This window comes from Aeromonas veronii, from assembly GCF_040215105.1.
Taxonomy (GTDB): domain Bacteria; phylum Pseudomonadota; class Gammaproteobacteria; order Enterobacterales; family Aeromonadaceae; genus Aeromonas; species Aeromonas veronii_G.
In genome coordinates, this window is record NZ_CP157875.1 from 1,610,851 (window position 1) to 1,628,733 (window position 17,883).

Annotated in this window: 18 protein-coding genes; 3 read left to right on the forward strand and 15 right to left on the reverse strand. The window is 63.5% G+C overall.

Going from position 1 to position 17,883, the window contains the following annotated elements:
- Nucleotides 1–87: 87 nt before the first annotated feature.
- From ABNP46_RS07590 to ABNP46_RS07610, 5 genes are all read right to left on the reverse strand, one after another.
- Nucleotides 88–906, reverse strand: a complete 819-nt coding sequence (locus ABNP46_RS07590; RefSeq protein WP_349922416.1) for a cobalamin-binding protein — start codon at nucleotides 904–906, stop codon at nucleotides 88–90.
- Nucleotides 907–925: 19 nt separating this feature from the next.
- The gene (locus ABNP46_RS07595; protein WP_349921795.1) at nucleotides 926–1,903 is read right to left on the reverse strand and encodes a cobalamin biosynthesis protein CobD/CbiB; all 978 of its coding nucleotides are present in this window, start codon (nucleotides 1,901–1,903) and stop codon (nucleotides 926–928) included.
- Nucleotides 1,900–2,592, reverse strand: a complete 693-nt coding sequence (gene mtnN / locus ABNP46_RS07600; RefSeq protein ID WP_349921796.1) for a 5'-methylthioadenosine/S-adenosylhomocysteine nucleosidase — start codon at nucleotides 2,590–2,592, stop codon at nucleotides 1,900–1,902. The genes ABNP46_RS07595 and mtnN overlap by 4 nt, the downstream gene beginning before the upstream one ends.
- Nucleotides 2,593–2,725: 133 nt before the next feature.
- Nucleotides 2,726–3,481 (reverse strand): substrate-binding periplasmic protein, encoded by a 756-nt coding sequence (locus ABNP46_RS07605; protein WP_349921797.1) that lies wholly within the window; start codon nucleotides 3,479–3,481, stop codon nucleotides 2,726–2,728.
- A 77-nt stretch (nucleotides 3,482–3,558) separates the two neighbouring features.
- Complete coding sequence (locus tag ABNP46_RS07610) at nucleotides 3,559–4,488, reverse strand: ZIP family metal transporter (RefSeq protein WP_349921798.1); 930 nt, start codon at nucleotides 4,486–4,488, stop codon at nucleotides 3,559–3,561.
- Between the two features lie 343 nt (nucleotides 4,489–4,831).
- Here ABNP46_RS07610 and ABNP46_RS07615 point away from each other — a divergent pair, with 343 nt between their 5' ends.
- On the forward strand, nucleotides 4,832–6,463 hold the full coding sequence (locus ABNP46_RS07615) for a methyl-accepting chemotaxis protein (protein ID WP_349921799.1): 1,632 nt from the start codon (nucleotides 4,832–4,834) through the stop codon (nucleotides 6,461–6,463).
- 116 nt (nucleotides 6,464–6,579) lie between these two features.
- Here ABNP46_RS07615 and gloA read toward each other — a convergent pair whose 3' ends face one another.
- The 8 genes from gloA to rsxA form a co-directional block, all read right to left on the reverse strand.
- Complete coding sequence (gene gloA / locus ABNP46_RS07620) at nucleotides 6,580–6,993, reverse strand: lactoylglutathione lyase (RefSeq protein ID WP_349921800.1); 414 nt, start codon at nucleotides 6,991–6,993, stop codon at nucleotides 6,580–6,582.
- A gap of 96 nt (nucleotides 6,994–7,089) precedes the next feature.
- Entirely contained in the window at nucleotides 7,090–7,731 is a 642-nt protein-coding gene (gene nth / locus ABNP46_RS07625) for an endonuclease III (RefSeq protein ID WP_349921801.1), read from the reverse strand.
- Between the two features lie 17 nt (nucleotides 7,732–7,748).
- Nucleotides 7,749–8,504, reverse strand: coding sequence for an electron transport complex subunit E (locus tag ABNP46_RS07630; protein WP_349922418.1), 756 nt, complete (start codon nucleotides 8,502–8,504; stop codon nucleotides 7,749–7,751).
- Nucleotides 8,505–8,542: 38 nt separating this feature from the next.
- Complete coding sequence (gene rsxG, locus ABNP46_RS07635; RefSeq protein ID WP_349921802.1) at nucleotides 8,543–9,175, reverse strand: electron transport complex subunit RsxG; 633 nt, start codon at nucleotides 9,173–9,175, stop codon at nucleotides 8,543–8,545.
- Between the two features lie 43 nt (nucleotides 9,176–9,218).
- Complete coding sequence (rsxD, locus tag ABNP46_RS07640; protein ID WP_349921803.1) at nucleotides 9,219–10,271, reverse strand: electron transport complex subunit RsxD; 1,053 nt, start codon at nucleotides 10,269–10,271, stop codon at nucleotides 9,219–9,221.
- A gap of 3 nt (nucleotides 10,272–10,274) precedes the next feature.
- Nucleotides 10,275–12,776, reverse strand: a complete 2,502-nt coding sequence (rsxC, locus tag ABNP46_RS07645; protein WP_349921804.1) for an electron transport complex subunit RsxC — start codon at nucleotides 12,774–12,776, stop codon at nucleotides 10,275–10,277.
- A gap of 2 nt (nucleotides 12,777–12,778) precedes the next feature.
- Nucleotides 12,779–13,345 carry an electron transport complex subunit RsxB gene (gene rsxB, locus ABNP46_RS07650; RefSeq protein WP_349921805.1) on the reverse strand — a complete coding sequence of 189 codons (567 nt, stop codon included), beginning with the start codon at nucleotides 13,343–13,345 and terminating at the stop codon, nucleotides 12,779–12,781.
- A gap of 4 nt (nucleotides 13,346–13,349) precedes the next feature.
- On the reverse strand, nucleotides 13,350–13,931 hold the full coding sequence (gene rsxA / locus ABNP46_RS07655) for an electron transport complex subunit RsxA (RefSeq protein WP_349921806.1): 582 nt from the start codon (nucleotides 13,929–13,931) through the stop codon (nucleotides 13,350–13,352).
- A gap of 112 nt (nucleotides 13,932–14,043) precedes the next feature.
- Between rsxA and ABNP46_RS07660 the strand changes: the two genes are divergently transcribed.
- Together ABNP46_RS07660 and ABNP46_RS07665 are read left to right on the forward strand one after the other, a co-directional pair.
- Nucleotides 14,044–14,940 carry a DMT family transporter gene (locus ABNP46_RS07660; protein WP_349921807.1) on the forward strand — a complete coding sequence of 299 codons (897 nt, stop codon included), beginning with the start codon at nucleotides 14,044–14,046 and terminating at the stop codon, nucleotides 14,938–14,940.
- A gap of 53 nt (nucleotides 14,941–14,993) precedes the next feature.
- Complete coding sequence (locus ABNP46_RS07665; protein WP_349921808.1) at nucleotides 14,994–15,191, forward strand: hypothetical protein; 198 nt, start codon at nucleotides 14,994–14,996, stop codon at nucleotides 15,189–15,191.
- Nucleotides 15,192–15,260: 69 nt separating this feature from the next.
- On the opposite strand, the gene ABNP46_RS07670 is transcribed toward ABNP46_RS07665, so the two are convergent.
- Nucleotides 15,261–16,559, reverse strand: a complete 1,299-nt coding sequence (locus ABNP46_RS07670; RefSeq protein WP_349921809.1) for a methyl-accepting chemotaxis protein — start codon at nucleotides 16,557–16,559, stop codon at nucleotides 15,261–15,263.
- A 264-nt stretch (nucleotides 16,560–16,823) separates the two neighbouring features.
- Nucleotides 16,824–17,876, reverse strand: coding sequence for an AraC family transcriptional regulator (locus ABNP46_RS07675; RefSeq protein ID WP_349921810.1), 1,053 nt, complete (start codon nucleotides 17,874–17,876; stop codon nucleotides 16,824–16,826).
- Nucleotides 17,877–17,883 lie beyond the last annotated feature (7 nt).

Here is a 17,883-nt window from a genome sequence, read left to right on the forward strand (position 1 = left end):
GATCGGCCGAGAAAATGCTGGATTTACAGTTATCGACGTTTGAAGCAAGAAACTTAACCGATATCTCAGGATTGACGGTTATCGTCTTCAGGAATGGGGAGCCGTCTCTTGGATCGCCTGTATTGCCGTACATACCTGTTCCACCGCATTGAGGGCGCGGGGGGTGAAGCGATGCAGTTCGTCGGGATTGATGAGCTTCAGTTGCCCATGTTTGACGGCGTCCAGCATGGGCCACTGCTGCCAGTGGGTCAGCACGGCGGGATCTTGACTCCCGGCCAGGATGAGGCTCGGATTGGCCTTGATCACCTGCTCCAGCCCTATCTGGGGGTAGGGGGTCTTGGCCCCGGCCGCGACATTGGTGGCACCGCACAGCGCGATGGCCTGGGCCGGCCAGGCCGAGCCGCTGACACTGGTGAGCGGCGGATACCAGAGCTGATAGAACACGGAGACGGGTTTTGGCTGGCCGTATTGCTGTTTCAAGCCATCAAGTCTCGTCATATAGGCATCGGCTTGGGCATTGGCGCCTGGCTCCAATGCGAGCAACTTGCCAAGGCGGCGCATCTCGTCCGCCAGCGAGGCAAAGTCGGTGGGTTCCGAGTAGAAGATGGGGATGCCGAGCTGGGCCACCGGGGCCAGCATGCGGGACTGGGCGGAGCGCCAGGCCACCACCAGATCCGGCTTTTGCGCCAGCAGGGCTTCCAGGTTGATGCTGCGGTAGTTGGCCACCTGGGGTCTGGTCTTCACCTCGGGCGGAAAATCAGAGGCGTCGTCGGTGGCGACGATGCGATCCCCGGCGCCGATGTCGAACAGCAGCTCGGTGAGGTGAGGGGTAAGGCTGATGATGCGCTGGGGGGGCTGGCTCCAGCCGCTCTGCGGCCAGCCGAGCAGGAGCGTCAGAGTGAACAGGGCTTTCACGGCGAATCGATTAACCACGGACAAGCTCCAGGGTGGTGAGCAAGAGTGCCAGCCCCATCCATCCCCAACCGATGAGCGCCAGGCGGTTGAGCAGCCGCAGCGGCAGCCCCGCATCCGGCTCGGCGCCGTCGCCGAGCACGGGGAAGCGCACCAGTTGGCCCTGATAGTAGCGGGGGCCGCCCAGGCGAGTGCTTGTGGCGCTCGCCACCAGGCTGAGCAGGCAGCCCATGGCTGGATAGGGCCAGGGCAGGGCGGCGCGCAGGCGAGCCCCGAGTCCGGGCAACTGGCCGAGGCAGAGCTGGGTGAGCAACAGCGGCAGTGCCAGCAGCAGGATGACCGGGGCGCAGAGTCCCTGATAGAGGGCAGAAGCCGCGCGGCCGAAGTGTTCAAACTCCCTCGATTTCGGGCTCCAGGCCTGGTTCATCAGCTGGGCAAGGCGCCAGAGCAGGGCTCCCTGCACGCCCGCCAGCGCAAACCCCAACAAGGGGCCGGCCCATTGGCCGACCAGACGCAGTGCGCAGGTTTCGCTCACCGCTTTGACGAGTCCCATCACCGACAGACTACCCGTCTCGCGTCTGAGCCAAGGGGCGACTTGCAGCCTGGCGACCACCAGGGTGTCCTGGTTTGCCAGAGCCCGGGTCGCCTTGGCGAGTTCGCGCAAGGGGCGGGATTCGAGCATCAACAGCAGGAACAGGAGGTCGAACAGGGGTTCACTCAGGGAGAGATTGCGCACCGCCCAGAGTCCGGCTGCGCAGGGGAGCCAGACTACCAGCAGGGCCAGCAGACCGGCCTGCCACTGCTGGCGCGGGGAACCGTCGGGGCGATAGACCCGGCGACCCAGTCGTACCAGCAGCGGGAGTACGGCGCCGAGTCGAAAGCGGGCAGGCCAGGGCAGCAGGGCTTCCAGCAGGGCGGCCCCGAGCGCAATGGCCGCGCTCGTCGAGAGCAGCGAGGCGGCCAGAGGCTCCCAGGCGGTGGCGTCGATCACAGCTTGCCGAGCAGTCTGATGATCATCTCGGCGGAGTGCTGGCCTGCCACTTCGATGAAGGCATCGAAGGATTCCACCTGCTCCTTGCCGGCGATGTCAGACATGGCGCGTACCACCAGATAGGGCACCTTGAACATCTGGCACACCTGGCCGATGGCGGCCCCTTCCATCTCCACCGCCAGCATCTGGGGGAAGTCGGCGCGAGCTTTCGCAATCGCTTCTGGCTTGCACATGAACTGATCACCGGTGCAGATGAGGCCAATCTTGGTCTGGTGCTTGCCCTGTTCGCCGATGCAGGATTCGGCCAGCGCGATCAGCTTCTCGTCGCAGGGGAAGGCGGCGGGTTGCTGGGCCATCTGCCCCATCTCGTAGCCGAAGGCGGTGACATCCACGTCGTGGAAGCGCATTTCGCTGGCGATCACCACGTCACCGATGTGCAGATCCTGGTCGAAGCCGCCGGCGGAGCCGGTGTTGATGACGCAATCCGGGGCAAACTTCTCCAGCAGCAGGCTGGTAGCGACGCTGGCGGCGACCTTGCCGATGCCGGAGCGGGTCAGGATCACCTCTTTACCGGCGAGCCGCCCCTGATAGAACTCGCAGCCGCCCAGTTGCAGGGTGCGGGGTTCGCTAAGCTGACTACGCAGCAGGGCGACTTCCTGCTCCATGGCGCCGATAATACCTACTTTCATCCTCTACCTCGTCTGTCTCGTGTCTGCACTATGGTGGACGGCACTCGAGGGCCGCCTTGCTTGGCGCGGATGATAACAAATGTTGTCGATGTCGCCGAGCATTGAGCGGCGCGAATGGCTGATTGCGGGAAAATCAATCGTAGCGGGCCGCCAGGGCTGCCAGCTCCCCCCGGCTGGCGAGCCGTTGCAGGGTGTCGCCAAACAGCTTGAGCCGCTCAGGGGAGCTCTGGCGGTGGAACAGGATGTAGAAGGGAGTCTCCTCCATCACCCTGGGCAACAGGCGTATCTGGGTATCCAGCCGATGTTCACGAAGGTCTGATTCGAACCCCGGGGAGCGGTAATAGAAAAAACGCCCCCGTTTCATCAGCAGCTTGTCGTAGTTGGCCTCGCTGCTGATCCCGCCGCTGTCGATGCGAAGGTCACCGATAGCTTGCAACCGTGCGATGGCGCCGCTGCCATGGTTGATGAGAATGACCCCGTCCCGGCCAAGAGCCCTGACATCTTCCCAACTCCGGATCTCGACATCATCGTCGCGGCGCACCGCCAGGTGGTAGCGCACCGTGAAAATGGCGGGGCTGAGGTAGCTGAAGTCGCGGCGCCGCTGCGGGTTGTCTCCCACGCCGCAGATGAAGTCCAGCTGGCCGTAGAGCACCTTTTTTTCCAGTCGCCGCAGGGGGAGAAAGGCCTGATCCCCGACAATGCGCAGGGCAGGCTCCTCTTGCTCCATCAGCCGAAACAGGTCGACGCAGATCCCGCCGACCCGGCCATCGGATTGGCGCAGATACTTGGGGGCCGAATCGGATTGGGCCGCGGTGCGGTAATACTCGATGGCACCGGCCTCGCCGCCCATCAGCAGCAGGCACAGCAGCCCGGCCATCCTGACCCTCATTCCGTCCACTCCCTGGCAAGTCACAGCCCTCAGGGGCTGCATGGTGGCTAGATATTAGGTGAGAGATCAGTGCCTTATCAACCCAGCGCGGTGTCGAGGGTCATCATCAGGGCAAAGCCCGCCATCAACCCCAGGGTGGCATAGGTCTGATGACCGTTGCGATGAGTCTCGGGGATCACCTCGTGGGAGACCACGAACAGCATGGCGCCGGCGGCGAGCCCCAGACCAATGGGGTAGGCGATGGCCATGCCGCTGGCGAGCCCGACCCCGAGCAGGGCCCCCAGGGGTTCGAGCAGGCCGCTGCCGATGGCGACCAGCACGGCGAGAGAGGGGCGAAAACCGGCGGCGCACATGGCCAGCGCCACCGCTAGCCCTTCCGGAATGTCCTGCAGGGCGATGGCGGTGGTGAGCGGTAGGCCCACCGCCATGTCACCCTGGGAGAAGCTGACCCCGATGGCCATGCCTTCCGGCAGGTTGTGCAGCGCGATGGCAAACACGAACAGCCAGACCCGGGAGCAACTCTCGTGACCGGGGCCGCAGGGGCCTGTCTTGTCATGTTCATGAGGGGTGAACTGATCCAGCCCCAGCATCAGCAAGACGCCGAGGGTCATGCCGGTCACCACCACGGCGGCGGCGAGAAAGCCGTCCCCCGTGATCCCCTCGGCCGCCTCGAGCCCGGGCAACAGCAGCGAAAATGCGCTGGCGGCCAGCATCATGCCGGCGGCAAAGCCCAGCATGCCATCCTCCACCCGCTGGGGGACGGATCGCAAAAACAGCGCAGGCAGGGCGCCCAGCGCCGTGGCGGCAAAACCGGCGACCCCGCCGATGAGGCCATAGCGGGCTCCCGGGCTGATGTCTCCCGCCAGCAGCATGACCAGGCTTTGCAGCAGGAGCAGCAACACGGCCAGCAGGGCGATCAACAGGCCGAGGGCGGTGAGGGGGCGGGCCTGGATCTGCTCGCGAAGCTGGGTGGTCCAGGAGGGGGAGAGGGTCGATACGTTATCCATGGGCAGACCTTGAGACGAGGAAAAGAGCGGACTCCATTACATCCTCGGCGGGGCCCTTTGTCCACGGCATCGGGGCGATTGCCACAATCTGCTCAAGTTTGGTGACCGCCGGTCGATGTTGTGCCGGGCGCCCCGAACGGTGCAGACCTCTGAAAGGGTTCCGCCGCAACGAAAGGCGATGAGGGCCATGGGGGTCTTGTGGTAAGGTGCCGCCCCTGCGAACGCCGCTTCCCTTGTCGCTCGCGCTTTTTTATCTCCCGTCAGGACGCTTCGGGCCATCGTTTACAGGGACGTGATCGCCATCGTGCACCTGCTTGTCAGCAGTCGAGGATCACCAACCAAGATGTCTTATAAAAATCTCTCCATCGGCAAGAAGATTGCCGTGGTCTTTTCGGTCATTGCCGTCATCAATGTGATATTCGGTCTCTTTCTCGCCAGCGAGCTGCGCGGCATCAGGGATCGGGTGCTGAACTTCACCGATTCCACCCTGCCCAGCGTCATCTCGGTGGAGAATCTGCTCTACGACGTCTCCTATGTTCGCCGCGCCCAGTTTGCCTTGCTGATGATCGACGATGTGGCCGATCTGCAGGCTCGCCGTGGCCGCATTCAGGACAGCATCGGCAAGGTCGAGCGCGCCCTGAGCGCCTACGAGGCGACGGTGGGGGCGGCTCACGAGCGTCAGGCGTTCAACCGTGCCAAGCAGCACTGGCAGCAGTATCTGCGCCAGGTCAACCAGATCGATGTGCTGCTGTCTCAGGGCAGCCTGGTTCAGGCGAAGGAGGCGCTGTTCCAGTCCAATGCCGCTTACAGCGATCTGGAGCAGTCGGTCAATGCCCTGGTGGACGTGAACCTCGGCTTCGTGCAGGAGAACCGGGGCAGCCTGCTCGGCAGCGTCACCATGGTGACCACCTCCGCCACCCTGAGTATCGGGGCCTTGCTGCTGTTCATGGGGGTGATGACCTGGTTCCTGACCCGCCAGATCTGTCTGCCGCTCCATGCGGTGGTGGCACAGGCCAATGCCATTGCCGCCGGCGATCTCACCCATCAGCTGGATCGCCAGCACATCGGCCAGGATGAGCTTGGCATGCTGGCCAAGGCCTCCCTCAAGATGCAGGACAACCTGCGTGGTCTCATCGAGGAGGTGGTGGCCGCCGTGACCCAGCTCGGCGCCGCCATCGAGGAGGTGAGCACCGTCTCCGAGCAGTCGGCGCAAGGGATCCAGAGCCAGCAACAGGAGATCGCCATGGTGGCGACCGCCATGGCCCAGATGAAGGCGACGGTGGCCGATGTGGCGGGCAATACCGAGGTGGCATCCGAGTCAGCCAGCTCCGCCAATGCTCTGGCCAGACAGGGCAATCGTGAGGTGCAGGGGGCCCTGGTGGCCATCACCCGGGTGGCCGAGGAGATGGAGCAGGCCGGTACCCTGGTGGCCGAGCTGGAACGGGAATCGGCTCAGATCAACGTGGTGGTGGACGTGATTCGCGGCATCGCCGATCAGACCAATCTGCTGGCGCTGAACGCCGCCATCGAAGCGGCCCGGGCGGGTGAGCAGGGCCGCGGCTTTGCGGTGGTCGCCGATGAGGTACGCACCCTGGCGGGTCGCACCCAGGCCTCCACCGGCGAAATCGTCGCCATCATCGAGACCCTGCAGGCCCGCGCCAATCAGGCGAAAGCGGTGACCGGCCAGAGCTGCGAGATGATCCGTCAGTGCGTGAGCCAGAGCGAGCAGACCAGCGATGGCATCCAGCAGATCGAGGTGGCGGTGGGGCAGATAGCCGACATGGCCATTCAGATCGCCAGCGCCTGCGGTGAGCAGGACGCGGTCTCCGACGAGCTTGGCCGCAACGTGGAGCGGATCAATGACTCTTCCAACGAGGTGGCGAGCGGCGCCGATCACACCGCCCGTGCCTGCCTGGAGTTGAGCCAGCTGGCGGCGGGACTGCGCCAGACCATCGGCCGCTTCCGTCTGGCCTGACGCCAGGCATCGATTGCCAAGAGTCGGTGCGCCCCGATGCAGGGCGCACCGGGGAGCAAGGCAGATAAAAAAACGGGGCCAATGGCCCCGTTTTTTTATCTCTGGAAAACGGTGGGTCAGACGCTCTCGCCCAGACCCGCGCCTGCATCCTTCTTGGCGATCAGCTCAATTTTGTAGCCGTCCGGATCTTCCACGAAGGCGATGACGGTGGTGCCACCCTTGACCGGGCCCGGCTCGCGGATGATCTTGGCGCCGGCGGCACGCAGGGCCTCGCAGGTGCCATAGATGTCGTCCGCTTCCAGGGCGATGTGACCGTAGGCAGAGCCCAGCTCGTACTCGCTGACGCCCCAGTTGTAGGTCAGCTCGATGACGGCTTCATCCTTCTCGTCGCCGTAACCGACGAAGGCCAGGGTGTACTTGTACTCGCTGTTCTCGCTCTTGCGCAGCAGCTTCATGCCGAGCACCCGGGTGTAGAAGTCGATGGAGCGTTGCAGATCGCCGACGCGTAACATCGTGTGCAGAATTCTCATTGCTTGCCTCTCCAGGTTGGTTATTTGTACTGATTGAATTTCATTCTGTGAAATAAAATATCGTCAAAGGCGAGGTGGAAGCACATGCCTCGATACCTAGCTCTCCGGGTAGACTTTTTCTTTGTACTCGCACAAGTCCTCGATGATGCAGGATCCGCAGCGAGGCTTGCGTGCCAGACAGGTGTAGCGGCCGTGCAGGATCAGCCAGTGATGCACATCCAGCTTGAACTCGGCGGGCACCACCTTGAGCAATTTTTCTTCGACCTGATCCACGTTCTTGCCCACCGCGAAACCGGTGCGGTTCGATACCCGGAAGATGTGGGTGTCGACGGCGATGGTAGGCCAGCCGAAGGCGGTGTTGAGCACCACGTTGGCGGTCTTGCGTCCCACTCCGGGCAGGGCTTCCAGGGCTTCGCGGTTTTCCGGCACCTCGCCGCCATGGCGCTCCAGCAGGATGGCGCAGGTCTTGATGACGTTCTCGGCCTTGGTGTTGAACAGGCCAATGGTCTTGATGTAGTGCTTCACACCGTCCACCCCGAGGGCCAGCATGGCGGCCGGGGTATTGGCCACCGGATAGAGCAGGGCGGTGGCCTTGTTGACGCTCACGTCGGTGGCCTGGGCCGACAGCAGGACGGCGATCAGCAGCTCGAACGGCGAGTTGAAATGAAGCTCTGTGGTGGGGTGGGGATTGTCATCCCTCAGTCGCTCCAGAATTTCTCTGCGTTTTTGGTTGTTCATTGCTCTCGAATCTGTGTTTACAGCTCTGTGGCTCGGGCGCCGGGAGCGGGCACGGCGCAGTGGGCCTTGTCGGCATTGTGCTTGCGGCCCAACCGATCGTTGATGGCATTCTTGCCGGCGATGAGCAGCCCCAACCCGATGAAGCCACCCGGCGGCAAGATGGCCAGCAGCAGGCTGGCATCGGTGTGGAACAGCTCGATGCGCAGGGACTTGGCCCAGTCCCCCAGCAGCAGATCCGCCCCGTCGAACAGGGTGCCCATGCCGATGATCTCCCGCAAGCCCCCCAGCACCAGCAGCACCAGGGTGAAGCCGAGCCCCATCATGAAGCCGTCGATCGCCGCCAGCAGGGGCGGGTTCTTGGAGGCATAGGCTTCGGCCCGGCCGATGATGACGCAGTTGGTGACGATCAGCGCGATGAAGATGCCCAGCGACTGATAGAGGCCATAGGTGTAGGCGTTCATCAACAGCTGCACGCTGGTCACCAGGGCGGCGATGATCATCACATAGATGGGGATACGGATATCCTTGGGCACCAGGTTGCGCACCAGGGAGACGGCAAGGTTGGAGCCGACCAGCACCACCAGGGTCGCCAGGCCAAGCCCCAGGGCATTGGTGAAGGTGGAGGAGACCGCGAGGGTCGGGCAGAGCCCCAGCACCTGCACCAGAGAGGGGTTGTTCTTCCACAGCCCCTGCAGCATCAGCTCCTTGAGCTCTTCACGGCGGGCATTGCCCTCGGCCGGGGAGGCCGTGTCAATCACGTCCACCTGTTCCATGGACTCTTGCATTGTCTGTTGCATGGTTGGCTCCGGCATCATGAGGCTGCGTCGCAGGCGGGGGCATCCCGCAGCAGCTCGGGGTGTTCCTGTTGCAGGCGCAGCAGGTTCTTCACCGCCTTGACCACGGCGCGAGGGGTGATGGTGGCGCCGGTGAAGGCATCAAACTCGCCCCCATCCTTCTTCACCGCCCAGGCCGCGTCATTGTCTGCATTGAGGGTACGGCCGACGAAGCTGTCGATCCAGCGGGATTTTTTCAGCTCGATCTTGTCGCCAAGCCCCGGGGTCTCCTTGTGGGCCAGCACGCGCACCGCGCTGACCGCTCCCTTGGCGTCGGTGCCGACCACCATGCGGATGGCGCCGCTGTAGCCGTCGGGGGCGATGGTCTCCAGCGCGTAGCCGGTGGGCTCCCCCTTGAGTGTCGCACTGTAGAGGGGCATGGGCTGGTCGCTGCCGAGGTATTCACGGCTGGTGACCAACTTGCAACTGGCGACCAGATCGTTGTCATAACTTCCCTCCGGCAGCAGGGCCGAGAGGATGCGCAGCTTGTCGAGCTGCTGCTGGTGAGCGATGCGATCCTTGGTGAGCTCGTTGGTCAGCACCACCATGGCAGTGCAGGCGAGGGCGAACAGGGCCAGCGTGACGCCGTTTTTGCGCATGCTCTTTAACATGGGACGCTCCCCTTGGCGTGGATGGGAAAGATCAGGGCGTGAGTCATTTGCGGCGTGCTCCGTAGACTTTGGGGCGAGTCAGGCTGTCTATCAGCGGTACGCAGAGATTGGCCAGCAACACCGCGAAGGCGAAGGCGTCCGGGTAGCCGCCGAAGTGGCGGATGAGGTAGACCAGTACCCCTATCATGATCCCGTAGACGATCCGGCCTCGCGGTGTCGTGCTGGCGCTCACCGGATCCGTGGCGATGAAGAAGGCCCCCAGCATGGTGGCGCCGCTGAACAGATGCAGCATGGGAGTGGCGGTGGCATCCGGTGTCGCCAGATATCCCAGGGTGGCCGAGAGCAGCAGGGCGCCCAGCACGGCCACCGGAATGCGCCAGTGGATCACCTTCTGCTGCAACAGGAACAGGCCCCCCAGCAGGTAGCCGAGGTTGACCCAGCTCCAGCCGATACCGCCCCAGCCCTCGAAGACCTTGTGGGTCATCACCTCGGTGGCGGTGAGGCCCTGGGTCAGACCTGTCTTCAGGGTGTCGAGCGGGGTCGCCATGGTCAGGCCATCCACCCCCTGCTTGAGCTGCAGCATGCTGTAGCCATCGAGGCTGAAGCCGGTGAAGATCACCGAGACCGCATCCCCGAAGCCGATGCCGTAGGCGGCGATGCTGGCGGGGGGGAGCCAGCTGGTCATCTGCACCGGGAAGGAGACCAGCAGCAGCACATAGGCCACCATGGCCGGGTTGAACAGGTTCTGACCGAGGCCGCCATAGAGGTGCTTGGCGATGATGATGGCAAAAGCCGTGGCCAGTACCAGCATCCACCAGGGCAGCAGGGGCGGCAGGGAGAGCCCGATGAGCACGGCGGTGAGGGCCGCACTGCCGTCCAGCAAGGCCGGTTTCACGGGGCGGCCACGCAGTGTCAGCACCAGTGCTTCCGAGGCCAGCGCCGTCACCAGCGCCAGCACGATCTGAATCAGGGTACCCCAGCCGAAGAACCAGGTTTGCGCCAGGAAACCGGGCAGGCAGGCCAGTATGACCAGCAACATCAGGGTCTGGGTCTGCTTGCGGTTATGGGCAAAGGGCGCAGTCGCGATATTGAACATGGATCAATGGCTCTTGTCTGAAAGTGGGTCTGGCTCGGTCTGGCCTTTCGCGGCGGCCTCGGCTGCCAGTTTTTTGGCCTTGGCGCGGGCGATGGCAGCTGCGATGGCGGCTTTCTTGGGATCGACCTCGGCCGCGGGTTCATCCGCTGCAGGAGCGGTCTCAACCACGGCAGTATCGGCATCGGACTGCGAAGCCTGGGCCGCCTTCTTGGCCTTGGCGCGGGCGATGGCAGCTGCGATGGCGGCTTTCTTGGGATCGACCTCGGCCGCGGGTTCATCCGCTGCAGGAGCGGGTTCAACCACGGCAGTATCGGCATCGGACTGCGAAGCCTGGGCCGCCTTCTTGGCCTTGGCGCGGGCGATGGCGGCTGCGATGGCCGCTTTCTTGGGGTCGACCTCGGCTGCGGGTTCATCAGCTGCAGGGGCGGGTTCCACCAGAGCAGTATCGGCACCGGACTCCGCAGCCTGGGCCGCCTTCTTGGCCTTGGCGCGGGCGATGGCGGCTGCGATGGCCGCTTTCTTGGGGTCGACCTCGGCAGTGGGGGCATCCGCGGCAGGGGCGGGTTCCACCACAGCAGTATCGGCATCGGACTCCGCCGCCTGGGCTGCCTTCTTGGCCTTGGCGCGGGCGATGGCAGCGGCGATGGCCGCTTTCTTGGGATCGACCTCGGCTGCAGGTGTATCCGCTACAGGGGTGGGTTTAACCACATCGGCATCGGCGTCGGACTCCGAAGCCTGGGCCGCCTTCTTGGCCTTGGCGCGGGCCAGGGCGGCGGCGATGGCCGCTTTCTTGGGATCAACCTCGGCGACGGGAGCACTCTCCCGGGCCTCGGCGGCCAGGTTCTGCACTCCCTCTGCCGCTTCGGCCGCCTTGGCAGCGCGGCGGGCCAGTGCCTCCTGTTTGCGCGCCTCCCGGGCCGCCGCCATATCAGCATTGTCCGGTCTGAGATCCGATGGGGCTGCGCCGTCGGCCGCCTCCTGCTTGGCCTTGAGACGGGCCAGGGCGGCGGCAACGGGGTCGTCGCCCCCCGCCTTGGTCATGGCCTGACGGCGCTGGGCGGCGGCCTCGGCGTGACGAGCCTCGCGGGCGGCCTTCTCCCGTTCGAAACGCGCCTGCTTGGCCTCGAAGCGCAGCTTGGCACGCTCGGCCTTCTCGGCCTCGGCACGGGTCTCGCGGATATCGTCCTTGGCAATCTTGTAGTACTGCACCAGGGGGATCTCGCTCGGGCAGACCCAGGCGCAGGCACCGCACTCGATGCAGTCGAACAGGTTGAGCCCCTGCGCCTTGTCATACTCCTTGACCCGGCTGTACCAGTAGAGCTCCTGGGGCAGCAGGTTGGCGGGGCAGGCGTCGGCACAGGCGCTGCAACGGATGCAGGCCTGCTCGGGGCCGGGTGGCGGCAGCTCGGCCCGGGTGGGGGAGAGCAGGCAGTTGGTGGCCTTGACCACGGGCACCATGGCATGGGGCAGGGTGAAGCCCATCATGGGGCCCCCCATGATGACCCGCTGATCCGCCTCCGGCTGCAGTTCGAAGCGCTGCAACAGCCAGCGTACCGGGGTGCCGAGTCGCACCCAGGCATTGCCCGGCTGCTTGAAGGCATCACCGGTGAGGGTGACGATGCGCTCGATCAAGGGCTCGCCGTCAATGATGGCGCGCTTGATGGCAAACACGGTGGCGACGTTGAGCACCATGATGCCCATGTCCACGGCGCGCCCGCCCTTGGGTACCTGGCGACCGGTGAGCAGCTCTATGGTCTGCTTGGCACCGCCGGAGGGGTATTTGGTGGGCACCGACTTGACCAGCACGTCCTCATCGGTGGCGTGCGCGGTCAAGGCCGCGATGGCGGCGGGCTTGTTGTCCTCCACCCCGATCAGGGTGAGTTTGGGCTTGAGCAGGTGCTTGAGCACCCGGATACCGTCCAGGATCTCGTCCGCGTACTCCTGCATCAGCCGGTCATCGGTGGTGATGTAGGGCTCACACTCCAGGCCGTTGACGATGAGGATCTCGGTGAGCTGACCACGGCCATCGAGCTTGCTGTGGGTCGGGAACACGGCGCCGCCGAGGCCCGCGATACCGGCCTGCTGGATGCGCTCGAGCAACTCGCCACGCTCCAGGTTCCAGTAATCGGGACGCCCGTCCCGTGGCCCCCAGGCATCCTCGCCATCCGGGGTGAGCAGCACGCAGAGATCGTCGAGCCCTGAAGGGTGCGCCACCGTATGGGGTTCGATGGCGGTGATGGTCCCCGAGGTGGAGGCGTGCACCGGCACGATGCGGCCCTTGTCATAACGGGTCAGGGGCTGGCCCTTCTTGACCCTGTCACCCACCTTGACCAGCAGATCGCCGGCGGGGCCCGCGTGCTGGCGCACCGGTATGATGAGCTGGGGCGGCAGGCCCGCCTGGACCACTGGGGTCAGGCTGGACTGGTGTTTGTTCTCGGGAGGATGGATGCCACCGTGAAAATCCCAGAGGGAACCGGCTTTGATACGTTCGAGCAAGGAATGCATGGTTACTCCACTATCTTGACCGGAATGGTGACCTTGGCCAGATCCCATTTCCAGTTATCGACCGTGGTCGGAACCGGGATCATTTCGATACAGTCGGTCGGGCAGGGGTCGACGCAGAGATCGCAACCCGTGCACTCGCTGGTGATGACGGTGTGCATCGCCTTGGTGGCGCCGAGGATGGCGTCGACCGGGCAGGCCTGGATGCACTTGGTGCAACCGATGCACATGTCCTCGTGAATGAAGGCAACCTTCTTGACGAGCACGGCGGCCTCGTCACCGCCGCCAAGGGGCAGGGGCTCGACCCCCATCAGGTCCGCTATCTTGCGCATGGTGGCATCGCCACCGGGCACGCACTTGTTGATCTGATCGCCGTTGGCGAGTGCCTCGGCGTAGGGCTTGCAGCCCGGGTAGCCACACTGGCCGCACTGAGTCTGGGGCAGCAGGGCGTCGAGCTGATCGACGATGGGATCGGCTTCCACATGAAACTTGACGGCGGCAAATCCCAGAATGATGCCGAAGGCCAGGGCCAGCAGGGCCAGCACCAGAATGGCAAAGAGTATATGAGTCATAGGGCTAGATCTTGATGAGGCCGGTAAAGCCCATGAAGGCAAGCGACATCAGGCCGGCGGTGACCATGGCGATGGAGACGCCGCGAAATGGGGCCGGCACGTCGGCGGCCACCAGGCGCTCACGCATGGCGGCAAACAGAATCAATACCAGGGAGAAGCCGCAGGCTGCGCCGAAACCGTAGATGATGCTCTGCATGAAGTTGTGGTGCTCGTTGATGCTGAGCAGGGCCACGCCGAGGACGGCGCAGTTGGTGGTGATGAGGGGCAGGAAGATGCCGAGCAGGCGATAGAGGGTGGGGCTGCTCTTGCGGATAACCATCTCGGTGAACTGCACCACCACGGCGATCACCAGGATGAAACCCAGGGTACGCAGATAGGCGATATTCAGCGGGATCAGGATATAGTGCTCCATCAGATAGGAGCAGGCGCTGGCCAGCGTCATGACGAAGGTGGTGGCCAGACCCATGCCGATGGCGGTTTCCAGTTTGCCAGAGACCCCCATGAAGGGGCAGAGGCCGAGAAACTTCACCAGCACGAAGTTGTTGATCAGCACGGTGCCGACCAGTAAAAGCAGGTACTCAGTCATTGAAGATGGGTTATCCGGTGTGAAGGCGGCCGTATTATCTGATTTTAGGTGCCTTTAGACAACCGCAAGGCGGCATGGTTATTATTCAAAATGCCAGTTCATGGAGGAAGTGGTGCGTCCTTTACCGATTTTTGCCCTGACCCTGGCCATGTTGCTCTGGTCCAGTTCCTTCATCGCCCTCAAGCATGTGCTGGAGGTCTGGTCCTTCGGCCAGGTGTTGTTCATGCGGATGCTGGTGGCCGCCTGTTGCTGGCTCCTGTGCTACCGCTGGCTCGGTGATTTTCATTATCAAAAAGGGGATTGGCGCTGGCTGGCGCTGATGGGGGCGCTCGAACCCTGCCTCTATTTCTTGCTGGAGGTGAACGCTTTGCGCTACACCAGCGCCGGTCAGGCGGGCATGGTGTGCGCCCTCCTGCCGCTGATGGTGGCCCTGGTGGCGTTCGTGCTGCTCAAAGAGCGGGTGAGTCGGCGTCAGTTGCTCGGCTTTGGCATCGCCATCTTCGGCATCGCCCTGTTGGGACTGGGCGGCGAAGCAGATGAATTTGCTGCCAATGCCTTGCTCGGCAACAGTCTTGAGATGGGAGCCATGCTCTGCGCCGCCACTTATTCTGTGGTGTTCAAGAAACTCTCCAGCCGTTACGGCGTCATGACGCTCACCGCCCTGCAGGCCTTCGTCGGTACCCTCTTCTTCGCGCCCTTCGCCTTCTCTTCCCCCTGGCCCGCCGACTGGGCCTGGCAGGACATGGCGGTGATCCTCTTCCTCGGCGCCTTCGTGACGCTCGGCGCCTACCTGCTCTACAACTGGTCGGTGACCCAGGTGAAAGTGACCCTGGCGGCGGCTTACGTGAACCTCATCCCGGTCTTCACCCTGCTGCTTGCCTACATGCTGCTGGGAGAGACCCTGAACGCCCTGCAATGGGTCGCCTGCGCCGCCGTGCTGGCCGGCATCGGGGTGGGCCAGCTACCGGTACGGCGTCCTCAAGGGGCTGTGGTCACCACAGATCCCTGAGCGCTGACATCGGCTACAGTCTGAGGCAGGCGCTGATCTGTGAGGAGTCGATGATGAGCGAGATGAGGTTACTGGCGAGGGCACAGGCGCTGCTCGGCCACCATCCCTTCACCTTGGCCGATGCCAGAGCGCTGGAGGCATTGGAAGAGGAGGCCGTGGGGGAGGAGGGGCTCTGCATCGCCGGGCTGTGGGACGCCGCCTTGCAACAGGCCGATGAGGAGGCCAGGCACTATCTGTCGGGGGAGGATTGAGCGTTCTTCGCCATCTGCATGAAAAAGAGACGGGGCCAGGCCCCGTCTCTTTTTTAAAAGGCCAGCCCCTTAGATGGAGAGGCTCTTGACGGTGTCGGAGACAGAGTTGGCATCCTCGATGATCTCCTTGATGACCGAGGAGATGATGTTGGCCTGATCCTGCCCCGCCACCGCCTTGTCGGAGACGATGGAGACGGTCTGGGTGATGCGGGAGGTGATCTCGGAGTTGTGCTTGATGACGGAGACGATCTCGTTGGTGGAGCTGGAAGTTCTGGCGGCAAGCTGCCGCACTTCGTCCGCCACCACCGCAAAGCCGCGGCCCTGCTCGCCAGCCCGGGCCGCCTCGATGGCGGCGTTCAGCGCCAGCAGGTTGGTCTGATCCGCGATGCCGCTGATGGTGGAGATGATGGACTCTATGCTGCGGGACTGCTGGTTGAGCTGTTCTATCTGCTGGCTGACTTCCCCCACCGAGGTGTTGATGTGGCGGGAGGTCTCCAGCACCTTGTCGATCACCTCCCGCCCCTTGGCGGCGCTCGACACGGTTTCACTGGCAATGGCACATGCCTTCTGGGCCGCGGCCCGGGTAGAGATGGACTTCTCGATCCGCTCGGTGATGTCGCTCGCCAGCTTGATGATTTTGACCACCTTGCCCTCGTGATTGAAGATGGGGTTGTAGGTCGCCTCCAGCCAGATCTTCTCGCCCCGATGACCGATGCGCATGAAGAGGCCGGACTTGATGTCCCCTGACCCGAGATCCCGCCAGAAGTTGGGGTTCTTCTGATAAAACTCGGGCTCGCAGAACTGGCGGTGATGCTGGCCGACCACCTCTTCCAGCCGGTAGCCGAAGCAGCGCAGGAAGTTCTGGTTGGCGGTGATGACGGTGCCGTCCGGCTGGAAATCGATGACGGCGAGGGACTTGTCGAGCGCCGCCAGCAGGGCCTGGGTCCGTTCGAGGGAGGATTGCTGCTGGGTCACATCAGAGGCCACCTTGGCGACCCGGATGACCCGTCCCTCGACGACGATGGGAAAGTAGGTCGCCTCCAGCCAGACGGCCTTGCCCGACTTGGATTGGCGGATGAAGCGGCCACTGCGAAACGCGCCACCGCGCAGATCCTGCCACAACTTCTCATATTCGGGCGTCTTGACGTCCTCGGGGAAGCAGAGGGCGCTGTGATGCTTGCCGATCACCTCCTCACGGTTGAATCCCACTATCTGCAGGAAGAGGTCGTTGACGAAGGTGACGATGCCCGCCGGGGTAAACTGGATATAGGGTACCTGAGACTGGATGGCATGCTCGAAGGCGCTCAACTCCGCCATCTTCGCCACCTGTTCACTCGCCTCTTTGCTTGTCTTGCGATTCCAGAACATATGGAACTCCTCCATGAGATCCTTGAATGGGGTCATAACGGTTATTTGAGCTTGTTAACAATAGCGGCAATCTTCGGGAAAGCTGAATATGCCGTGAATGAAACTTTTGTGTATTGCCCTGATTAATCGGTGATTAATTGCATGGTGTGCTGCATTCCCCCTCGTTTGTATCCAAACGAGATCGTTGTTGTGGTCGTTGTGCCACCTGTCGCCGTCTCATGGATAACACGCCGGGAGGCGATGCACCATTCCCCGGATAGCGGTTCAGACCTTGGCTTCACTCCCTCGCCCGGCGCGGAGCTGTCGATAGTGGCGGGGGGAGGCCCCCAGGTGGGTGGAGAAGAAACGGGAGAAGACAGACAGCGAGGAGAAGCGCAGAAGATCGCTTATCTCCTGCACGCTCATGCGGCTGTCGGCCAGGAGGGCGCAGGCCTGCTCGATACGCACCCGCAGCAATACCTTGCTGAAGGTTTGCCCCTCCTGCTGGAGGCGGGCGTTGAGGGTCCAGCGGCTCATGTTCATGACGGCGCAGAGGTGATCCAGACAGCTCGACGCATCCCCCATCTTCTCATTGCAAAGCGCCTCCCCCAGCAGGCTCGCCACCATGGCGGCGAAGCCTTGCTCCTGCTGGAGTGCCAGCACCCGCTGAGCTATCTGCTGGCGTTGCTGCCTGTGCAGCAGGGGAAGATGCGTCTCGGCTGACAGGGCGAGATCGGCGTGCCGCAGGCCAAGGACATTGGCCGGCTGACCGAACTGGCAGTGGCAGCCGAAGAGATCGTCCAGGGCCTTGTGTTCGGGGCCAGCCTCTCCGCACAGACTCACCGTCAACTGCGCCCGGGGCGCATAGAGGCGCACCAGCTCCCGCAGCATCATGAAGTTGCCGATGGCCGACTGGCTTTGACCGGGTGCATTGAGTTCGTCGAGGTAGGTGATGAAGAGGTGTTCCCCGTCCCCTTGCAGACGGTAGTCATCACAGTTGCCGATGATGATCCGGTTGTGGATGTAGCTGTTCACGGCTTCCCCGGCGGTGGGCTGGTTGAGGCAAAACCCCACCAGCTCGGGAAACAGGGCATAGGCGCCGTCGATGATCCTGTCGGGGGCCTCTGTGTGCAGCATGCGCTCGCGCCACAGAAAGTCGAAGGAGGAGACCGTCTGGATGAAACGTTGATGTTGCCTACCGGTGATGCGGCCATCGGGCTTGTCCAGCTCGTACTGGCTGAGCTGGCAGCGGGCCTGGATGGCGCGGGTATCCACGCCGCTCTCGCGCAGGAAGGCGAGGGTCGTGCGGGCGATGGTGTTTGACACATGCTTTCTCATGAACACT

Coding starts and splice junctions, on each gene's coding strand:
- ABNP46_RS07670 (WP_349921809.1), bottom strand. CDS start 16,559: ATGTTCTGGAATCGCAAGACAAGCAAAGAGGCGAGTGAACAGGTGGCG.
- ABNP46_RS07675 (WP_349921810.1), bottom strand. CDS start 17,876: ATGAGAAAGCATGTGTCAAACACCATCGCCCGCACGACCCTCGCCTTC.
- ABNP46_RS07665 (WP_349921808.1), top strand. CDS start 14,994: ATGAGCGAGATGAGGTTACTGGCGAGGGCACAGGCGCTGCTCGGCCAC.
- nth (WP_349921801.1), bottom strand. CDS start 7,731: ATGAACAACCAAAAACGCAGAGAAATTCTGGAGCGACTGAGGGATGAC.
- ABNP46_RS07630 (WP_349922418.1), bottom strand. CDS start 8,504: ATGGAACAGGTGGACGTGATTGACACGGCCTCCCCGGCCGAGGGCAAT.
- ABNP46_RS07610 (WP_349921798.1), bottom strand. CDS start 4,488: ATGGATAACGTATCGACCCTCTCCCCCTCCTGGACCACCCAGCTTCGC.
- ABNP46_RS07615 (WP_349921799.1), top strand. CDS start 4,832: ATGTCTTATAAAAATCTCTCCATCGGCAAGAAGATTGCCGTGGTCTTT.
- rsxD (WP_349921803.1), bottom strand. CDS start 10,271: ATGTTCAATATCGCGACTGCGCCCTTTGCCCATAACCGCAAGCAGACC.
- gloA (WP_349921800.1), bottom strand. CDS start 6,993: ATGAGAATTCTGCACACGATGTTACGCGTCGGCGATCTGCAACGCTCC.
- rsxB (WP_349921805.1), bottom strand. CDS start 13,345: ATGACTCATATACTCTTTGCCATTCTGGTGCTGGCCCTGCTGGCCCTG.
- ABNP46_RS07605 (WP_349921797.1), bottom strand. CDS start 3,481: ATGAGGGTCAGGATGGCCGGGCTGCTGTGCCTGCTGCTGATGGGCGGC.
- rsxA (WP_349921806.1), bottom strand. CDS start 13,931: ATGACTGAGTACCTGCTTTTACTGGTCGGCACCGTGCTGATCAACAAC.
- rsxG (WP_349921802.1), bottom strand. CDS start 9,175: ATGTTAAAGAGCATGCGCAAAAACGGCGTCACGCTGGCCCTGTTCGCC.
- rsxC (WP_349921804.1), bottom strand. CDS start 12,776: ATGCATTCCTTGCTCGAACGTATCAAAGCCGGTTCCCTCTGGGATTTT.
- mtnN (WP_349921796.1), bottom strand. CDS start 2,592: ATGAAAGTAGGTATTATCGGCGCCATGGAGCAGGAAGTCGCCCTGCTG.